21 protein-coding genes are annotated in these 15,236 nt (G+C 48.7%); 12 read left to right on the forward strand and 9 right to left on the reverse strand.

What is annotated here, in order from left to right; translation table 11 throughout:
- Positions 1-57: 57 nt before the first annotated feature.
- Genes KNQ09_RS04060 through KNQ09_RS04070 form a run of 3 tightly spaced genes read right to left on the reverse strand, consistent with a single transcriptional unit; the run spans position 58 to position 1,790 of the window.
- Positions 58-426, reverse strand: coding sequence for a hypothetical protein (locus tag KNQ09_RS04060; RefSeq protein ID WP_214857535.1), 369 nt, complete (start codon positions 424-426; stop codon positions 58-60).
- A complete protein-coding gene (locus KNQ09_RS04065) occupies positions 419-1,222 on the reverse strand; it encodes a hypothetical protein (protein WP_214857537.1) in 804 nt (267 codons plus the stop codon). The genes KNQ09_RS04060 and KNQ09_RS04065 overlap by 8 nt, the downstream gene beginning before the upstream one ends.
- Positions 1,223-1,247: 25 nt before the next feature.
- Entirely contained in the window at positions 1,248-1,790 is a 543-nt protein-coding gene (locus KNQ09_RS04070; protein ID WP_214857539.1) for a GNAT family N-acetyltransferase, read from the reverse strand.
- A 214-nt stretch (positions 1,791-2,004) separates the two neighbouring features.
- Between KNQ09_RS04070 and KNQ09_RS04075 the strand changes: the two genes are divergently transcribed.
- From KNQ09_RS04075 to KNQ09_RS04085, 3 genes are all read left to right on the forward strand, one after another.
- Positions 2,005-2,634 carry a DedA family protein gene (locus tag KNQ09_RS04075; protein ID WP_058704058.1) on the forward strand — a complete coding sequence of 210 codons (630 nt, stop codon included), beginning with the start codon at positions 2,005-2,007 and terminating at the stop codon, positions 2,632-2,634.
- Between the two features lie 87 nt (positions 2,635-2,721).
- Positions 2,722-3,816: an MGDG synthase family glycosyltransferase gene (locus tag KNQ09_RS04080; protein WP_208796384.1), complete on the forward strand. Its 1,095-nt coding sequence runs from the start codon at positions 2,722-2,724 to the stop codon at positions 3,814-3,816.
- 17 nt (positions 3,817-3,833) lie between these two features.
- Positions 3,834-4,520 carry a polysaccharide deacetylase family protein gene (locus KNQ09_RS04085; protein ID WP_064300892.1) on the forward strand — a complete coding sequence of 229 codons (687 nt, stop codon included), beginning with the start codon at positions 3,834-3,836 and terminating at the stop codon, positions 4,518-4,520.
- A gap of 46 nt (positions 4,521-4,566) precedes the next feature.
- On the opposite strand, the gene KNQ09_RS04090 is transcribed toward KNQ09_RS04085, so the two are convergent.
- Positions 4,567-4,815, reverse strand: coding sequence for a hypothetical protein (locus KNQ09_RS04090; RefSeq protein WP_064300893.1), 249 nt, complete (start codon positions 4,813-4,815; stop codon positions 4,567-4,569).
- 82 nt (positions 4,816-4,897) lie between these two features.
- The gene (locus tag KNQ09_RS04095) at positions 4,898-6,007 is read right to left on the reverse strand and encodes a GGDEF domain-containing protein (protein ID WP_214857540.1); all 1,110 of its coding nucleotides are present in this window, start codon (positions 6,005-6,007) and stop codon (positions 4,898-4,900) included.
- Positions 6,008-6,162: 155 nt separating this feature from the next.
- Here KNQ09_RS04095 and KNQ09_RS04100 point away from each other — a divergent pair, with 155 nt between their 5' ends.
- Positions 6,163-6,696: a DUF402 domain-containing protein gene (locus tag KNQ09_RS04100; protein ID WP_050677833.1), complete on the forward strand. Its 534-nt coding sequence runs from the start codon at positions 6,163-6,165 to the stop codon at positions 6,694-6,696.
- Positions 6,693-7,178 (forward strand): NUDIX hydrolase, encoded by a 486-nt coding sequence (locus KNQ09_RS04105; protein ID WP_214723071.1) that lies wholly within the window; start codon positions 6,693-6,695, stop codon positions 7,176-7,178. The genes KNQ09_RS04100 and KNQ09_RS04105 overlap by 4 nt, the downstream gene beginning before the upstream one ends.
- Before the next feature lie 36 nt (positions 7,179-7,214).
- Here KNQ09_RS04105 and KNQ09_RS04110 read toward each other — a convergent pair whose 3' ends face one another.
- On the reverse strand, positions 7,215-7,712 hold the full coding sequence (locus KNQ09_RS04110) for a DinB family protein (RefSeq protein WP_214804852.1): 498 nt from the start codon (positions 7,710-7,712) through the stop codon (positions 7,215-7,217).
- Between the two features lie 90 nt (positions 7,713-7,802).
- Here KNQ09_RS04110 and KNQ09_RS04115 point away from each other — a divergent pair, with 90 nt between their 5' ends.
- The 5 genes from KNQ09_RS04115 to KNQ09_RS04135 all read left to right on the forward strand — a co-directional run bounded on the left by KNQ09_RS04115 (position 7,803) and on the right by KNQ09_RS04135 (position 11,267).
- A complete protein-coding gene (locus KNQ09_RS04115; RefSeq protein WP_214804854.1) occupies positions 7,803-8,567 on the forward strand; it encodes a helix-turn-helix domain-containing protein in 765 nt (254 codons plus the stop codon).
- A complete protein-coding gene (locus KNQ09_RS04120) occupies positions 8,558-9,193 on the forward strand; it encodes a M15 family metallopeptidase (protein ID WP_214857541.1) in 636 nt (211 codons plus the stop codon). Before KNQ09_RS04115 ends, KNQ09_RS04120 begins: the two co-directional genes overlap by 10 nt.
- Entirely contained in the window at positions 9,190-9,435 is a 246-nt protein-coding gene (locus KNQ09_RS04125) for a phage holin (protein ID WP_214857542.1), read from the forward strand. The genes KNQ09_RS04120 and KNQ09_RS04125 overlap by 4 nt, the downstream gene beginning before the upstream one ends.
- Before the next feature lie 134 nt (positions 9,436-9,569).
- Positions 9,570-10,706 carry a GGDEF domain-containing protein gene (locus tag KNQ09_RS04130; protein WP_214857543.1) on the forward strand — a complete coding sequence of 379 codons (1,137 nt, stop codon included), beginning with the start codon at positions 9,570-9,572 and terminating at the stop codon, positions 10,704-10,706.
- 66 nt (positions 10,707-10,772) lie between these two features.
- On the forward strand, positions 10,773-11,267 hold the full coding sequence (locus tag KNQ09_RS04135) for an Imm64 family immunity protein (RefSeq protein WP_214857544.1): 495 nt from the start codon (positions 10,773-10,775) through the stop codon (positions 11,265-11,267).
- A gap of 53 nt (positions 11,268-11,320) precedes the next feature.
- Here KNQ09_RS04135 and KNQ09_RS04140 read toward each other — a convergent pair whose 3' ends face one another.
- Together KNQ09_RS04140 and KNQ09_RS04145 are read right to left on the reverse strand one after the other, a co-directional pair.
- The gene (locus tag KNQ09_RS04140; RefSeq protein ID WP_029341604.1) at positions 11,321-11,614 is read right to left on the reverse strand and encodes a hypothetical protein; all 294 of its coding nucleotides are present in this window, start codon (positions 11,612-11,614) and stop codon (positions 11,321-11,323) included.
- Between the two features lie 200 nt (positions 11,615-11,814).
- Positions 11,815-12,492 (reverse strand): hypothetical protein, encoded by a 678-nt coding sequence (locus KNQ09_RS04145; RefSeq protein WP_214857545.1) that lies wholly within the window; start codon positions 12,490-12,492, stop codon positions 11,815-11,817.
- A gap of 124 nt (positions 12,493-12,616) precedes the next feature.
- On the opposite strand from KNQ09_RS04145, the gene KNQ09_RS04150 reads away from it, so the two are divergent.
- Complete coding sequence (locus tag KNQ09_RS04150) at positions 12,617-13,690, forward strand: threonine aldolase family protein (RefSeq protein WP_214857546.1); 1,074 nt, start codon at positions 12,617-12,619, stop codon at positions 13,688-13,690.
- Here KNQ09_RS04150 and KNQ09_RS04155 read toward each other — a convergent pair.
- Positions 13,660-14,067 (reverse strand): MerR family transcriptional regulator, encoded by a 408-nt coding sequence (locus KNQ09_RS04155; RefSeq protein ID WP_035397549.1) that lies wholly within the window; start codon positions 14,065-14,067, stop codon positions 13,660-13,662. The two genes, KNQ09_RS04150 and KNQ09_RS04155, sit on opposite strands and share 31 nt — an antisense overlap.
- Positions 14,068-14,149: 82 nt before the next feature.
- On the opposite strand from KNQ09_RS04155, the gene KNQ09_RS04160 reads away from it, so the two are divergent.
- On the forward strand, positions 14,150-14,899 hold the full coding sequence (locus KNQ09_RS04160) for an SDR family NAD(P)-dependent oxidoreductase (RefSeq protein WP_064300902.1): 750 nt from the start codon (positions 14,150-14,152) through the stop codon (positions 14,897-14,899).
- Positions 14,900-15,236: the final 337 nt, after the last annotated feature.

A 15,236-nucleotide genomic window follows, 5' to 3' on the forward strand; every position in this document is an offset into this window, starting at 1 on the left:
AGTATAGTGCCTAGCCTGTCATTCTTACCTAACAAAAATGTAAGAATGTGGCTGATTTCAAACAGCTGAATCTTTTTTGTATAGTAATGTCAAACGTGTCATCAAAAAATAGAGAAAAGCGGCGCTACTCGCGATTGCCTGAAAATAGAGCGGTTGAAACAGACCATTGAAGACGATTAATAAGATGCCACCAATAAGGAAGGCGATACCTTGATTCAGAAAGAGATGTGATGTAAAGGAAAGTGGACGCGTTCGGAAGCCGAAGTAACGAATCGCGTCAGTCAGGATGCCGCCGACCGTGATGATGATCGCAAACGACAGTAATGTCTCAAAAACACCTGAATAATACCCAGCGTCCGTCTCGGGCATGAGCCGTGGTGAATACGGGAGATGTTGATACAGCATCAAAAAAATCCAATTAGTCATCAGTAGTCGAAATGACAGACGGATCATGGTGTTCCTCCTTCCCAGTTTTCATGACGATGAATAGGCGGGTGACCATCACATATAAAAAGGCAGCGACTACGTTTCCGGTGAAACATACTGCAGGAAGTGAAGTGAACAAAATGAACGCGCCAGCAAACACGAAGACCGTGCCTTGATGAACGAGGAGATGCGTCGTCCACGGAAGCGTACGCTTCGTGAAACGGACAGCTAACAGTAAGTCAGCCATCGCGATGCTGCTGAAGAACAGTAGCATGACAGCGTCTAACTGTTCATTGACCAACTGCTCCGTATAAGACAGAAACGGAATAATCATCGTCATCGATCCAAACAAATGGAGAAACAAAAAGAAGCTGAGGACGGTCCGACCAAGCCACCCGAACAGATAGGGTAGAAATGACGGATACTTCCGTGCCGACTCGGAGACGAGGAGATACATCAACGCTACACCAGAACAGAATACCATCGGAACGAGCGAAAACGAATGCGGCTGCACAAGTAGATAGAGGACGATGCTTGCGAACAACGCCACGACTTGATTGAGAATGATCCGTTGTGTGAGTGAAATAGTCGAACGGAATAACAGGCGCGGAAGCCCTTCTGTTAAGAGTGCACCAATCAGGATGACAGGACCTGCAAACAGTAGACCAATTAGGAAGAAGTCGGTGAAGGACGTGCCGTAGATTGCTGGATTCCCTATCTTAAGCCCAGCAATGAACGCATACAAAAAAGCGAACAATATCGCGGTAATGAAACTGTTCTTTACGATAGACAACATGAGATAAGTCCTTTCCAGCTGACGTTCAAAATAGTTTGTACCAATAAAGCGTCAGATCGATGTGTGAATTGGCGGATTGTTTTAGACTATCGACACCTCCAAGGACGAAGCCTTCTCGCGCGTAAAACCGGCAAGCAATCAGATTGTCGTCCTGTGCTTCAAGCGACAGACCAATCAATTCGCGTTGCTGTGCCCACTTTGTCGCAGCGGCGAGCAGTTGGTGTCCGACGCCAAGTTTACGAAACGCTTGTTTAACAGCGATGTTCTCGATGTAAGCAAAACGGTTCCAATCACGTACGAGACGGATCTGTCCAATACAAGAAGTGCCGGAAAAGGCGAGTAGGACGATCCGGTCCTTGTTATCGATATACGTCGCCCAGTCGAGTCGATCGTCCGGGAAACGGATTTCGGTTATTGTTTCAAACCTTTCTTCTGTGTAGGACCAAGTGGTACCGGAGAACTGCGGAACAATACGTCCGATGATTGGGAACGGATCGTTGGCATCATTGACGAGTGGAATACTCTCGGTCGAGAGAGGGCGAATCGTCAGCTGTTGAGTCTCTTTCATCGTCATCCTCCTTCTATCCTTAAAAATATACTTCACTCTATTCATCATCTCCTAAATGCTGAGAACTGTCACGAGGAGAGATAAGAGAAGAGGTCAATTTTAGCTAAAAACGGGTTTTAATTTTTCTAAAAAAGGAATTGCATGAACAGGAACGAATACATAGTCAGAAGACGATGAAACAGTACAGAGAGACAGCAGTAGAGGACGTGACAACATGAACATGGATACGGTCAACCAGTATCTCGATGCCTATGGATATGGCGTTATTTTCATTTTTTTATTTTTTGGCATCGTCGGGATCCCGGCACCGGAAGAATCACTACTCGTCCTGATTGGTATCTTAAGTGGTCAGAACGAAGAACGTTTGATTTATTCAATCTTGACGGCATTCGCCGGAACGTACGTCGGCATGTTGACGGCATATGGCGCGGGGCGCTTCTTTGGACCGACGGTCTTACGATACGGTCGGTTCATCGGATTGACGAGGGAGCGCTGGGAGCGGGTGTCAAACGGCTACATGGGACGCATCAATCGGACGATCATCGCCGGTCTTTATATTCCGGGCGTGCGGCAAATCAATCCGTATTTTGCGGGGATGAAGCAGATTCCGTTCGGTCGTTATTTCTGGGTGTCAGCACTTGGTTCCGCGCTATGGGTCGTTCCTTTCGTCTTACTCGGTCACTTTGCCGGGAAGACGTTCCATATCAAGCCGGAAGTCGTACCGTATTTCGGACTTGCCTTACTCGTATTGTTCCTGCTCGGTGTACTCGTCAAATGGCTCAAGCGTAAACGGCTTGAAAAACGCGTCGTTTCAGGGAAAAACCAAGCGGGAAAAGAAGACTAAGCGATACTTCTTTTTAAAGGATTTTTGCGGATAGTTTGAAGGAGTGGACATACGATGCAAAAAATAGTGATCTTTCCTTTTTTAAGGATGCGATCCGGTCATCATCTCGTCGCGGAAGCCATCGCCGAACGATTGCAGGGACCAGATGTTGAAGTCAAGGAAGTAGAGTTACTCAGTACGATCAGCCCGTTCGCGGAATGGGTGACATCGAAGTTTTATCTGAACTGGATCCGACATTTCTCAAACGGTTATAGTCGTTTTTACCATCGGCATATTGCCGGGCGTTCAAGTAACGCGCGCTCAAGGGGATGGACGTCGCATTATTTCCAACAGCAGATGTTACGAATCATCCGAACGGAACAACCGGATGTCATCATCTGTACGCATGCATTTCCGTCCTATCTCTTGAATCAATTGAAGGAACGAAACCTTTGTGATGTACCCGTCATCAATGCCTATACCGATCTATTCGTCAGTCGCGTCTGGGGAAAGAAGCATATCGAGTATCATCTGTTGCCGAATCGTGAGGCGAGGCGGGAATTGCACGCGCACCATGCTGTACCAAAAGAGCGGTTGTTCGTAACAGGAATCCCTGTCCATCCAGCAATTTCTGGTGGTTCCATCATTCGTTCGACGCAGTCCCGCAAACAAATTCTTGTTGCTGGCGGAAACGGTGGACTCGGTCAACTCGAGACGTTGCTGACGCAAATCGAACAGTGTGCGGAAGCAGATTTTCATGTCTTGTGCGGGAACAATCAGACGCTCTATAAACGACTAGCCACGCGACGTCATCCACATATCCATCCACTCGCCTATATCGATTCAAGGGATGAGATGAATCAACTGTATGAACGGATGGATGCGATCGTCACGAAGCCGGGTGGCGTGACGGTTAGCGAAGCGTTCGAAAAACGTATACCGCTGTTCATTCAACACGTCCTACCGGGGCAAGAAGAAATCAATCGCACGTATTTGATGGAGAAAGGGCTTGCGTTCTCCTTTAATCAAACGGATACACTCGCGGACGTCATCCGTCGGACGCTTGAGAATCCGGACGTCATGCACGCTTGGCAACAAGCGGTCACACAGTATCAAAATGATCGCGTCATGGCCGATCAGCGATTTTTCGCTGAACGGATTGCGGGTTGCCTGCAAGATCGTCGTCAAAAAGTAAATGGATAATAAGGGAGTTAGTTTACATGCGTTCACGTCTTGTCACAGCGGGAGTTCTCGCGACACTCGCCTATACGGTCGTTCCGTATATGGCGTCACGCGTCTTTGGATGGCGCGTGACGAAATCACTGGACTCACGATCCGTCGCCTTGACGTTCGATGATGGTCCAGATCCTGTCTATACGGCAGAACTTCTTGATCTCTTACAACAAGAAGGCATTCATGCGACGTTTTTCGTCGTGGGTCATAAAGCAGAAGAACATCCGGACCTCATTCGCCGGATGCACGAAGAAGGGCATCAAGTCGGTATCCACAATTATATCCATCGTCCGAACTGGTCGATGCGACCGTCGACCGTCCGGACAGGCATCGAGCGGACGGCTACAATCATTGAACGGATCACGGGCGAACGTCCGACGGTCTATCGTCCACCGTGGGGTGCGCTTAATGCTGGAGATGTCCTTTGTCCTCCTTCTTACAACATGATTCTCTGGTCGAAGATGGCAGAGGACTGGAAGCTAGAGGGCGGAAAGGCAAAAATCAAACGGCTGCTATCAAATGTGTCAGAAGGAGACATCATCTTGCTCCATGATAATGGGGATACGTTCGGTGCAGATCCACAAGCACCCGTGCAGACGATTGCGGCGCTGAAAGAACTCTTGCCGGAGTGGAAAGCACGCGGCTTACAGTTTCGGCGAATCGATCAAGCATAAAGAAAGAGGACTTACCGGTTTCATGGTAAGTCCTCTTTTGCATGGATTAAGCATTGCGTGACATGTCGTCCTCGTCTGCTTGACTATGATGGAGGATCAAGCGTCGTACGACGAACGAGCGTAAGAATAAGATGAAGGTGATGAGCGGAAGTAGTAACCACCACGATTGTGTTAAAAATAAGTCATCAAACGTCGTGATCATGACGAAATGACGCCCAATGTACAGCCACATGAACAAGGAACTGACGAATAGAATCGCTTCTGATGTCGTCATGAACTCAAAATCGGATTTCATTGCTTCACTCCTTATGGATGGATGATCTGTTTTTGCATCATCCAGCGCAATCTACTCAATAATCGAATGCGTATGATAAAGATTAAGAACGGACCGGTTCGCGGTCTTGTGTCGTCATGGCTGCCTCAGCATCGACCTCGTACAGAATGACACGGTTCCGCCCTTGTTCCTTGGCGGCATATAACGCTTCGTCGGCAAGGATATTCATCCGCTGGGCAGCAACGTGTTTCCCATGGGCGATGCCGACGGATGCTGTGATCGAGATGGCGGGAAAACCGTCGAGCTGAAAGCGCGTGTTCGCGATTCGCTCCCGGATTCGGTTAGCGACCTTCGCGACTTTCGAAGGCGTCAAATCATAGACGAGGACCATGAATTCCTCTCCACCGATGCGCGCCGTGATATCGTGCGGACGCGTTTCTTCCTGTAAGATCCGTGCGAACTGTTGCAAGACGAGATCACCGTTCGCATGCCCGTATGTATCGTTGACATGCTTGAAGTGGTCGATGTCGAGTGCGAGCACATTGTAGACACGTCCTTCTGCTTCGAGCAACGCCGTCCGTTCGTCCCAAACACGGCGATTGTATAGTCCCGTCAAGTGATCGAGTTCCGCTGATTGTTTATAGCGTTGCACCTGTTCGTTAAGCAACTGAAAATCAATCGTCAACAGGCTCGATAAGAGTCCGACCGCGAGTCCGATCGTCCATGTCGAAGCGAGCAAACGAAGAGCGGCATCACTAAAGCCGAGATTAATCGAGACAGCAATCGAGATCATGAACAAGGCCCAAACGTTCATGATGAGATTTTGCAAGAATGGTCGTTGGAGCAGCCGTTTGTGGATGAAGTACATCCCGGAGCTGATGCCAAGGACAGCGAGAAAGGCGACGACTGCTTGGGGTGTCCAACCGAAATAGAACCGGGAACAACCGATGATTAGCGTCGCGATGATCAGTGGCGAGCGGACGCCATAAAAGGCGAGCAGAACGAGTGGCAAATGTCGCAAATCCATTCGTAACGACTCGTTGACGGCGATCCCCTTAAACATCAATAGCACCCCGAGCAGCCCGGTCGCGAGACCGACGATGAGGGATTTCAAGCTACTTGACGCGAGACGTTGACTATAAATGATTTTGGCGATCAAATAAAAGCCGGTGAAGGCGATGCAAGCATTCAATAACAACTCGGCAATGAACATCGGTTCCACATCCTTGAGTATGATACCTTCACGATAGCAGTTTGATAAAGGATGTCAACGAGAGACTCTCAAAATTTTAGTAAATCAGGTAAAGACTTGCTTCGATATGATCATTTGGTAAAATAAGAGAGCTTTAGGGAAAGGGAGGGATGAGGTTGGAACCGAAACATCTAACGATTGAAGCGCGGAAGTTTGACGGACGTCCGCACTACTCGTGGGACGGAGACGTTCTTGTTCAGACGGAAGCGTATCTGCTCGTCGCGAATACGCCAGGACGGACACTTTTACATCATCGTCGCGAAGCCGTTTATACATATGACAATTATAGTCTGGAATTCTATCCGCTTGATGCTGATTTTACGGTCGGTCTCGATATAGAGCGGACGGGAGAAGTGACGTACTACTGTAACATTTGCTTACCGCCGGTACTTCAAGGAAATACCTTATCGTTCATTGATCTGGATCTCGATCTCGTCCATCGAGAGGGAGTGTGGACGGTCGTCGACGAGGACGAATTTTTAGAGAACCAACAATTGTACGACTATCCGACTGATGTGATTAAACGAGCTCGTGCATCGTTACTGAACCTACAACAGCGAATCGCGCAGCAGCAGTTTCCGTTTGACGGCTTTTTGGATCCATTCATCCCGACCGTCCTGCAGATGAAGAGAAGGGGGAATGACACATGAAGACGATTCGTTGTCACCGGGCATTCGGTGTCTATGGATTATTGTTGAAGGATGATGCCTTACTCGTCATCGACAAGAATGGTGGACCGTATATCAATCGCTATGATTTACCAGGGGGGAGCCTTGAAGAAGGGGAGACGCTCGCTACGGCGATGCGCCGGGAATTCACGGAAGAGACAGGGCTCGAGGTGGCACTCGAACGGCAGATCGGCGTCGCGGACTTCAAGCTTCCGTGGGACTGGCGCGAGTTCGACGAAGTCCATCACATCGCTGTTTTTTATCTCGTCCGACAGACGGGGGGAACGCTTAGTATCCCTGAACAATTTGTCGGACAAGACTCGCTCGGTGCGCGCTGGGTCAAGGCGAGTGACGTCTCGATTGATAACGCGTCACCGCTCGTACTCGAAGCGTTTCGCTGGATCGAGGAACAGCAACTCGATCTCGAGGCACGACACTTTTCGAGTTGGGACGTCTTGAAATGAACAGGAGCGCTCTTCGTTAACGGAGAGCGCTTTTTCTTATGGGAGATTCGCTAATGCGGCATCAAGCCGTCGTTTTTGATGGCGATGGTGCGCGAGATGATACATGACGAGAGCATACCACTCGGCGGCATTCAACCAGCCCATCCCACCGTGTTGCGTCTTTTGGTCAGCGGGTGCCGACTTTGCGATGGAAGCAAGTGCAGTGTGACGATCGGTCAACTCAAGCCAACGCGTCCGTAATCGGTCGACGTGAGCCGTCTCGTCCGGTGGTGCGTTCATCGCATCCGGTAACCGGATCGGTGTCGCCGGAAACGCACCGGCAGCAAACAGTACCTCGCCAAAAGGTGACTTCCCGGACGTGGTCATGGGTGCGAACTGGCACGACTCGACCTCATCCAAATACTCATGACTGACGACGATCAGATGATCGTACATCTGACTGATCGACCATGTGTCATGATCCAGATGATGAATCAAGGAATCCGGTTGATAGTGATCAAGCTCCTGTAGATAATAGGTGAATAGTTCGTTCATCCTGTCACTCCTCTCAAAAAACATCTCCCTATTCTTTTCGAACAATCCTCGACTTCTTCCTGTCATATTTCCTAGAAAGGAGGAATCACCATGCAAGTTCCATATCTCCCGGTTCCCCATACGCTCTTACGGAGCGGGACGGCATTTGCGTCCGTCCATGAAAAGATGATCTATCTGATCCTTGAAAGCTTCAGTGGTCAGGATGGTCAAGCATTCCCGTCCTATCAAACGATCGCCGACGCTGTTCCGTGCAGTAAATCGACGGTCAAGTCGTGTATCCAGTCCTTGATCGCAAGCGGTCGGATCGAGAAAGTCGAACGGTTCACGAAACACGGGGGACAGACCTCGAATGCTTACCGTGTCCTGCCCCGTGCCGACATACCGTCCCCGGCGAGTCACGAGACGACTGCCCCCGAGGTTTCTGCTGACTCCGAAGAAGAAGTCTTGAAGAAAACGACTTTAAAAAAGGAACTGGTGCAGCAGTACGAAACGAATCTAGGTAAAGCGACACCACGAATCGAGCAGGAATTGCTACAGCTGGCAACAGACCATCCGATCGAGCGAATCCAGTATGCGATCGAAGAGGCAGCGCGGGCGAACAGTCGTCATTTTGGTTACATCGAGCAAGTCGTCAAACGCCTTGCGACCGGATCTGCGGCAGTACGTCCGAAACAAGGAACCAAACGTTCAAGAAGAGAAACTTCATTATTTCAATTACCGAATTGGATGGAACGAGAAAAAGCAGCGCAACGAGCATATGAAGCACACCATAAAGAGAAACAGACCATACCTGACGACGCCGAAATTGCAGAATTATTACAAGCACTGACAAGGGAGGGAGCTTTATGCAACTAGAAGAATTACTCCGACGTGCCAATCAAAAACTATCCGCTCCTGGCATGCATCCGTCTGTCATCCGGATCGCGCGTGACGTGATACGAGAGCTTTATCCGCATGGAATCAAGCTCGGTGTAGCGCAAAGCTTTCGGAGTATCTCGGAACAGAATGCGTTGTATGCAAAAGGACGGACGACACCAGGGCCCATCGTGACGCAAGCCCGCGGCGGACAATCGAACCATAACTTCGGTGTCGCAATCGATGTCTTCCTTTACGAAGACGGAGCAGTATTCCTTTCTCCACCAGATGCGCGACTCCAGCGGATTGTTGCAGCGATGAAACGACGCGGAATGGACTGGGGAGGGGATTGGTCTCGTTTTCCCGACTACCCACATTTTGAACTGTACGATCATGTCAGTCTTGCCCGCCATCATGTGCCAAAACCGGGACACTATCTACGGGAAAAAATCCAAGCACCGGAACTCGTCCGAGCCCTTGAAAAACGCTTGGGACTTGTGGTGACGGGAGTTTTTGATGCCCGATTGACGCACGCCGTTCGAACGTTCCAACAGACGTGTCGTCTAGTCGCTGACGGGATCGTTGGTCCGCAAACATGGCGTCGTCTCTTTCCGGTGTCACCATGATTCGTCTTCAGGCGTGGATCCGTCTCTTGATTCCGCTCTATGTCTTTCTTGAGTTACTCTTACCGACGCTCGGTTTTACAGCATTGCCAGTATCGTCAAGTGACGTCGAACGGTTCGTGACGGGTCTGATCGGACTGGTCGGTCTACTCGTCGCTTGGTGGAAGAACAATGATGTGACAGAACGAGCAATGAGACGAAGGCAGTCACAGGAACAGCTGGAAAACACATCCCTGACCGATTAAGAAGGCTGGAAGCGTTTGGAATGTTCTAGCAACGGGCATTATTTCATACAAACGACTAACAGTTTGATTTCAAGACACCGATATAAGGGATAGACTTTAGTCAATTAGATAGAGAAAGAAAGGTCGGTCTTTTTGTGAAATGGTCAACGTTGCAGCGCTATTTGTTTTTGGCACTCTGTGCGCTTTTATTTACAAGCGTCTGGAGCTATCAAGCTTTCCTAAAAATCGAACGAGAGAATGCACGCATCTTAAACGAGGCGATTCCGATCTCGACGGAAGCAGCAGAGTTGTTTCCGGCGTTACTAAATCTTGAACTGGTCGTTCGCAGTTACATCCTCTCACCGAACGAGGCGGATCTAGCCCAGTATGATCGGACGATTGATCGGCTTGATCAAACGGTCAAGCGACTCAATCAACTCGATGAGAATCATCCGATCATGCGAAAGCTCGTCCGGACGGAAGCGATCCCACGAATTGAGACGGCAACCCGGTTTTATGATGCCCAACTGGCACTCGTTCGAAGCGGGGATCAAGCAGTCGCTGAGGCAAAACGCTATCAAGGGATGCAATATATCGAGACATTTCGTCCGATCGATGCCCGTCTACGGACGGACGTCAACCGAATCATTGCCGAAGCAACGAATCGTTCCGAACAAGCATCGAGTGCTGCGAAATGGGTCATCGTCGTCGTTGCAAGCATCGCTGTCATCGTCTTGATTGCCTTCATCCAGACGTTTCGGATGGAACGCAGTAAACGAGCCTTGATTCATCGTTCGCTTCACGACGCCTTGACCGGTATTCCGAATCGGCGGGCGTTCGATGAACGATTGGAACATCTCCTCGAAGAAGCCAAACAACAGCAGACACCACTCTCCCTGATTTTGATCGATGTCGATGCCTTTAAATCGTATAACGATACGTATGGTCATTTAAAAGGGGATGAATGTTTAAAGGAAGTCGCCCGCGTCTTGAAGCGTCAAGCACGGCATGGACAAGTCGCTCGGTATGGAGGAGAGGAGTTCACGGTCTTGTTGTCGCGTGGAGCAGAAGAAACCCGGCACATTGCAGAACGAATTCGTCAGGACATTCTCGATTTGAATATCGTACATGAACGGTATGAACCACTTTGCCGGGTCAGTGTCAGTCTTGGCTTGACGTCGCTCGTACCTGGAGCAGAGACGACGGAAAAAGAGGTGATCGACCAAGCCGATCAAGCGTTGTATCGGGCGAAAGAGAATGGTCGGAACCAAATCGGTGACATGGCAGGGTAATGCATAATCAGATGGGAATGAAGAATGGTGATACAGGTAGGATTTGTTTTTGAAAAAACGGAAAACATGGAAAACGTTGCTCGAACGGTCTTGGATGCATTTCATTCAGACATACGAGTTCTCGGATACAGTTACGCGACGGATATTGATGGATCACATTGGGGCGAGGAAAAAGGTCTTCCGAAAGACTGGCGTCCATTGCTGAGTCATCATTACGGGAATGCCTCGCTCGTCTTCTCAGCGTATCATGGTTTAACGACAATACCTGTTCGAATGACGATTGAAAAAGAGCCTGACTGCTTTGGTTTTCGATTCGGTTTTCAAGAAGAGAAGTTAATTCCGTTGACGACCGACCAGCAAGAATTGATGTTCATGGAGGACATGCAAAGGATTGCTGACAGGTCAAACGCTCTGTATGCCTTTTGTGATTTTGATGCGGAAATCGAGCATCCGATAACAGAGCGGAAACACATCAATCGAGAATATGCGATCATCTACTGGTCCAAGGAGCAGACTTTTTTAAAGAACGTTTGGAAAATCGATGGTTTTACAGACCGATGAACACAAAAATACCCCACGTGAGAACTTACTTCTCATACGGGGTATTTTTATGTTCATTGTAAGATGACGCAATACGATCGATCGGAAATGAGAGGCGCCGATATGACATAGACCGCTTTGACGGGAACACCACCGACACGTGCATCGAGTTGTTTGAGTTGGGACCGAATCTTGCGGCTTAAGCCATAGCGTGTTTCAGTACTGAGCTCATCGACATCTTCTTGGACGTGCAAGAGAAGTTGGAACGGTTCAAGCGAAAAGATTGAAAAATCACAGGAAATCCGCGGATCCTCGAATTTTTCATTCAATTCCTTCTTGATGTAATAGGCTTCTTGTGCACTGATCATCTTCTCTCACCTCACTCTCCTGGTTGAACGACTTTTTCTCTACTATAGTCTATATTACCCAGTTTTCTGGCAACTAATCGTCTGATTTTGAAAAATAGTCAATCCAAATCTTAAAAACCTTTGGAACCTTCTTTCAAGATGTCATCCTACTCGACAGCAAAAGAAAAACCGCCGAGCTTCAATGAGCAGGGCGGCAGGATTCAAGAGATCGATGATTGAACTTGGCATGTCCGAAGATACTGCTCCATCGCTTGGGCGAAGAAGGTCAATTGATGCGTCGAGATGACCGGTACCTTCCCATACCGGACTTCAAAGTAGAGCGGATCAACAGGAGATGGGAACGCAATCCGATCAAACCATTCCGTTACCGTCTCGTGGGTCCGGCGTTGTAAGGACAGTGGCAATTGTGCATTAAAGTGAGCGAGTTGTTTTCGAATCGAGTCAGCAGGCAGGTCTTTTGTCTCATAGATGAAGATTGGAAACCGTGGCGGAAGCACGTACCCTGATGGATCGATACGAGGTCGACGCAACCACTGGAGATAATACCAGAAAAACCAGCTACAAAACAGGAGAATGAGACATAGTATGAGAAGATAAGGAGGTGTCGTCACCGAAGAATCGAACCCTGTCCGGAACCATGGAGCTGGTGGATCGACTTCGCTCATCGTGACCGTGCTTTCACCATAAGACGTTCCTTCTTCGATCGTATCGAAGATCGATTCCTTTGGACCGCAACGGTCGACGCAATATGTATTCGTTGCTGGATCAATTCTTCCAAGCAGTGACGTATAGAGCGACGGGACAAATTGTTGCATGGTAAGTAATAGTAGACAGACAAGTGGAATAAGAAGCAATAGGCGAGTGCGAAGCGTTTGCACGATAGGGACACCTCCTTTGACGAGTACGTTTAACAGACTTTCGCTACACAGTATAGCAAAAGTAGAGAGGGAATATTTTGATTTTTTCAAAAAATAGTCATTGATTTAGAAAGGAATGAAAGAGATGGATTTACGATCGAGTTACCAAGAAACGACGAAACGTTTAGATGGACATGGTAGTCGGACGGTCGGCGTGTTACAAGAAGCGCTACGAACTGTCTCGGCTGATCAACCAAGTGACATCTATGGCAATGGCGAATTAATCAAGACGTTCGAGCGCAAGATGATAGACTTACTCGGGCACGACGATGCGGTCTTTTTCCCGAGTGGCACGATGGCGCAACAGATTGCGTTACGTATCTGGTCGGATGAACAGAACAATCGCAAGGTCGCTTACCACCCGCTCTGTCATCTCGAAATTCACGAACAGGACGGTTTAAAAAAATTGCACGGGATCGAACCGATACTAGTCGGAGAAGCCGATCGGATGATGACGATAGACGACGTCAAAGCTTTGCCGGACGTCAGTTGTCTGTTACTCGAACTACCACAACGCGAACTCGGCGGATTGCTTCCGTCGCGTGAAGAACTCGAAGTGATCTGTGCGTATGCTCGTGATCGAGGAATCCGTCTTCACTTGGACGGTGCCCGTTTACTTGAGGTCTTACCGTATTATGAGGCAGAAGCAAAGGACATCGCGCAACTGTTTGACAGTGTCTATATCTCTTTTTATAAGGGACTCGGCGGCGTCGCAGGAGCAATCTTAGCTGGACCAGAACCGTTTTGCCAAGAGGCACGAATCTGGAAACGTCGCTATGGCGGTGACTTGATCAGTCTATATCCGTATATTCTGTCTGCCGATTTTTATTATGAACAACGAAAAGACCGCATGGCAGAGTACCATGCAGCCGCAAAGGAGCTTGCGAGCAGTTTGAATGCGATTTCGGGCATCTCGACTCGTCCCAAAGAGCCAGTCTCGAACATGTTTCATCTCTACTTCAAGGCAGAAAAAGCAGTCGTCGAAGAAAAATTGATTGAAATCCAGTCGCACGGAAAAGTTGGTATCGCTGGTTATCTAGTTGAGAAAGATAGCGGCTGTGCAACGGAAATCAACATCGGCGACAGTTTTCTCGCGTTAACGCCTGTCGAGCGTGAAACGGTCTATCGTCAATTGACGGAGGCGTTCTCAGAGGATTGAACAACATCAGGAGCGGGAATTGTAGGATGGAGGCGACGATAGGTGTCGACTTTTTCTGCAATCATTCGCTCCGTTTCTTGTAATGCTGCTAGTTGTGCTAAGACGTTCGCATGGTGGGCTTCAAGCAATGCGAGCCGTTCTTGCGTCGTATCCTGCTCGCCGTGAGCAAGAAACAGCGTCACGTAAGAACGGATTTGCTCGATCGGCATATGCGTTTCGCGCAAGCGAAGGACGAACCGAAGCCACGTCACATCTTGGTCGTCGTATCGACGTTGACCGTTCTGGCGCTTCGGAAACAGTAGCCCTTCTTTCTCGTAATAGCGAATCGTATGGGCACTCGTATCGGTCAATCGACTGATTTCAGAAATCGTATACATACATCTCACCTTTCTGCTTGACTTAGAGTTCACTCTAAGGATTAGACTCTCACTATACCAAATCAAAAAGGGGATATGCTACATGAAGTACACGGTCATTACAGGAGCAAGTTCGGGAATTGGATATGAGACGGCAAAACTACTCGCAGGAAAAGGGAAATCACTCGTTCTCGTCGCGCGACGGACGTCTGAGCTCGAAAAACTTCGGGATGAAGTCAAACAAATCTCACCAGATAGTGATGTCATCCTCAAGTCGGTCGATCTCGCAGATAACCAAAATGTCCATGATTTATATGAGGGACTAAAGGAACTCGACATCGAGACGTGGATCAACAATGCTGGATTCGGCGATTTTGATCTCGTCCAGGACATTGAGCTCGGGAAAATCGAGAAAATGCTTCGCTTGAACATCGAGGCGCTGACGATTCTATCGAGTCTGTTCGTCCGCGATCATCATGACGTTGAAGGAACGACGCTCGTCAATATCTCGTCAGCAGGTGGCTACCGGATCGTTCCGAACGCGGTCACGTATTGCGCGACGAAGTTCTATGTCAGTGCCTACACGGAAGGGCTAGCGCAAGAACTGCAAAAAGGTGGGGCAAAACTCCGGGCGAAAGTACTGGCACCAGCTGCGACTGAGACAGAGTTTGCGGATCGTTCGCGCGGCGAAGCAGGGTTCGACTACAGCAAGAACGTCAAAAAGTACCATACGGCGGCTGAGATGGCAGGCTTCCTGCATCAGTTGATCGAAAGTGACGCGATCGTCGGCATCGTCGACGGTGAGACGTATGAGTTCGAATTGCGTGGTCCGTTGTTCAACTACGCAGGATAAAATAGAACAAGGTCCCTTTTTCGAATGAGAAAGGGACCTTGCTTATGTAATCATGATCGATACGAATTTCAAGAATGAATCAAAAAAGGACATCCATCATTTATTTTTTAAAGAGTTTTTTTGCTAATTTCCATACGACATAGACGACTGCGCCAATGATCAGAAGATTCATCAAGGCACCAAAAATCATGAATTGTCCCACGAGTTAACCACCTTTACATACTTTTTTTGGAGCTATAAGCATCCTATTTACTTTTTCGTTTTAAGAACCTCAAGCTGATAAAAAATAACGCCATCAGCACGATAGCGATGTTCACGGCTAACGTTAATCGCTCAT

This window comes from Exiguobacterium sp. s191, from assembly GCF_018618955.1.
Lineage (GTDB): Bacteria > Bacillota > Bacilli > Exiguobacteriales > Exiguobacteriaceae > Exiguobacterium_A > Exiguobacterium_A abrahamii.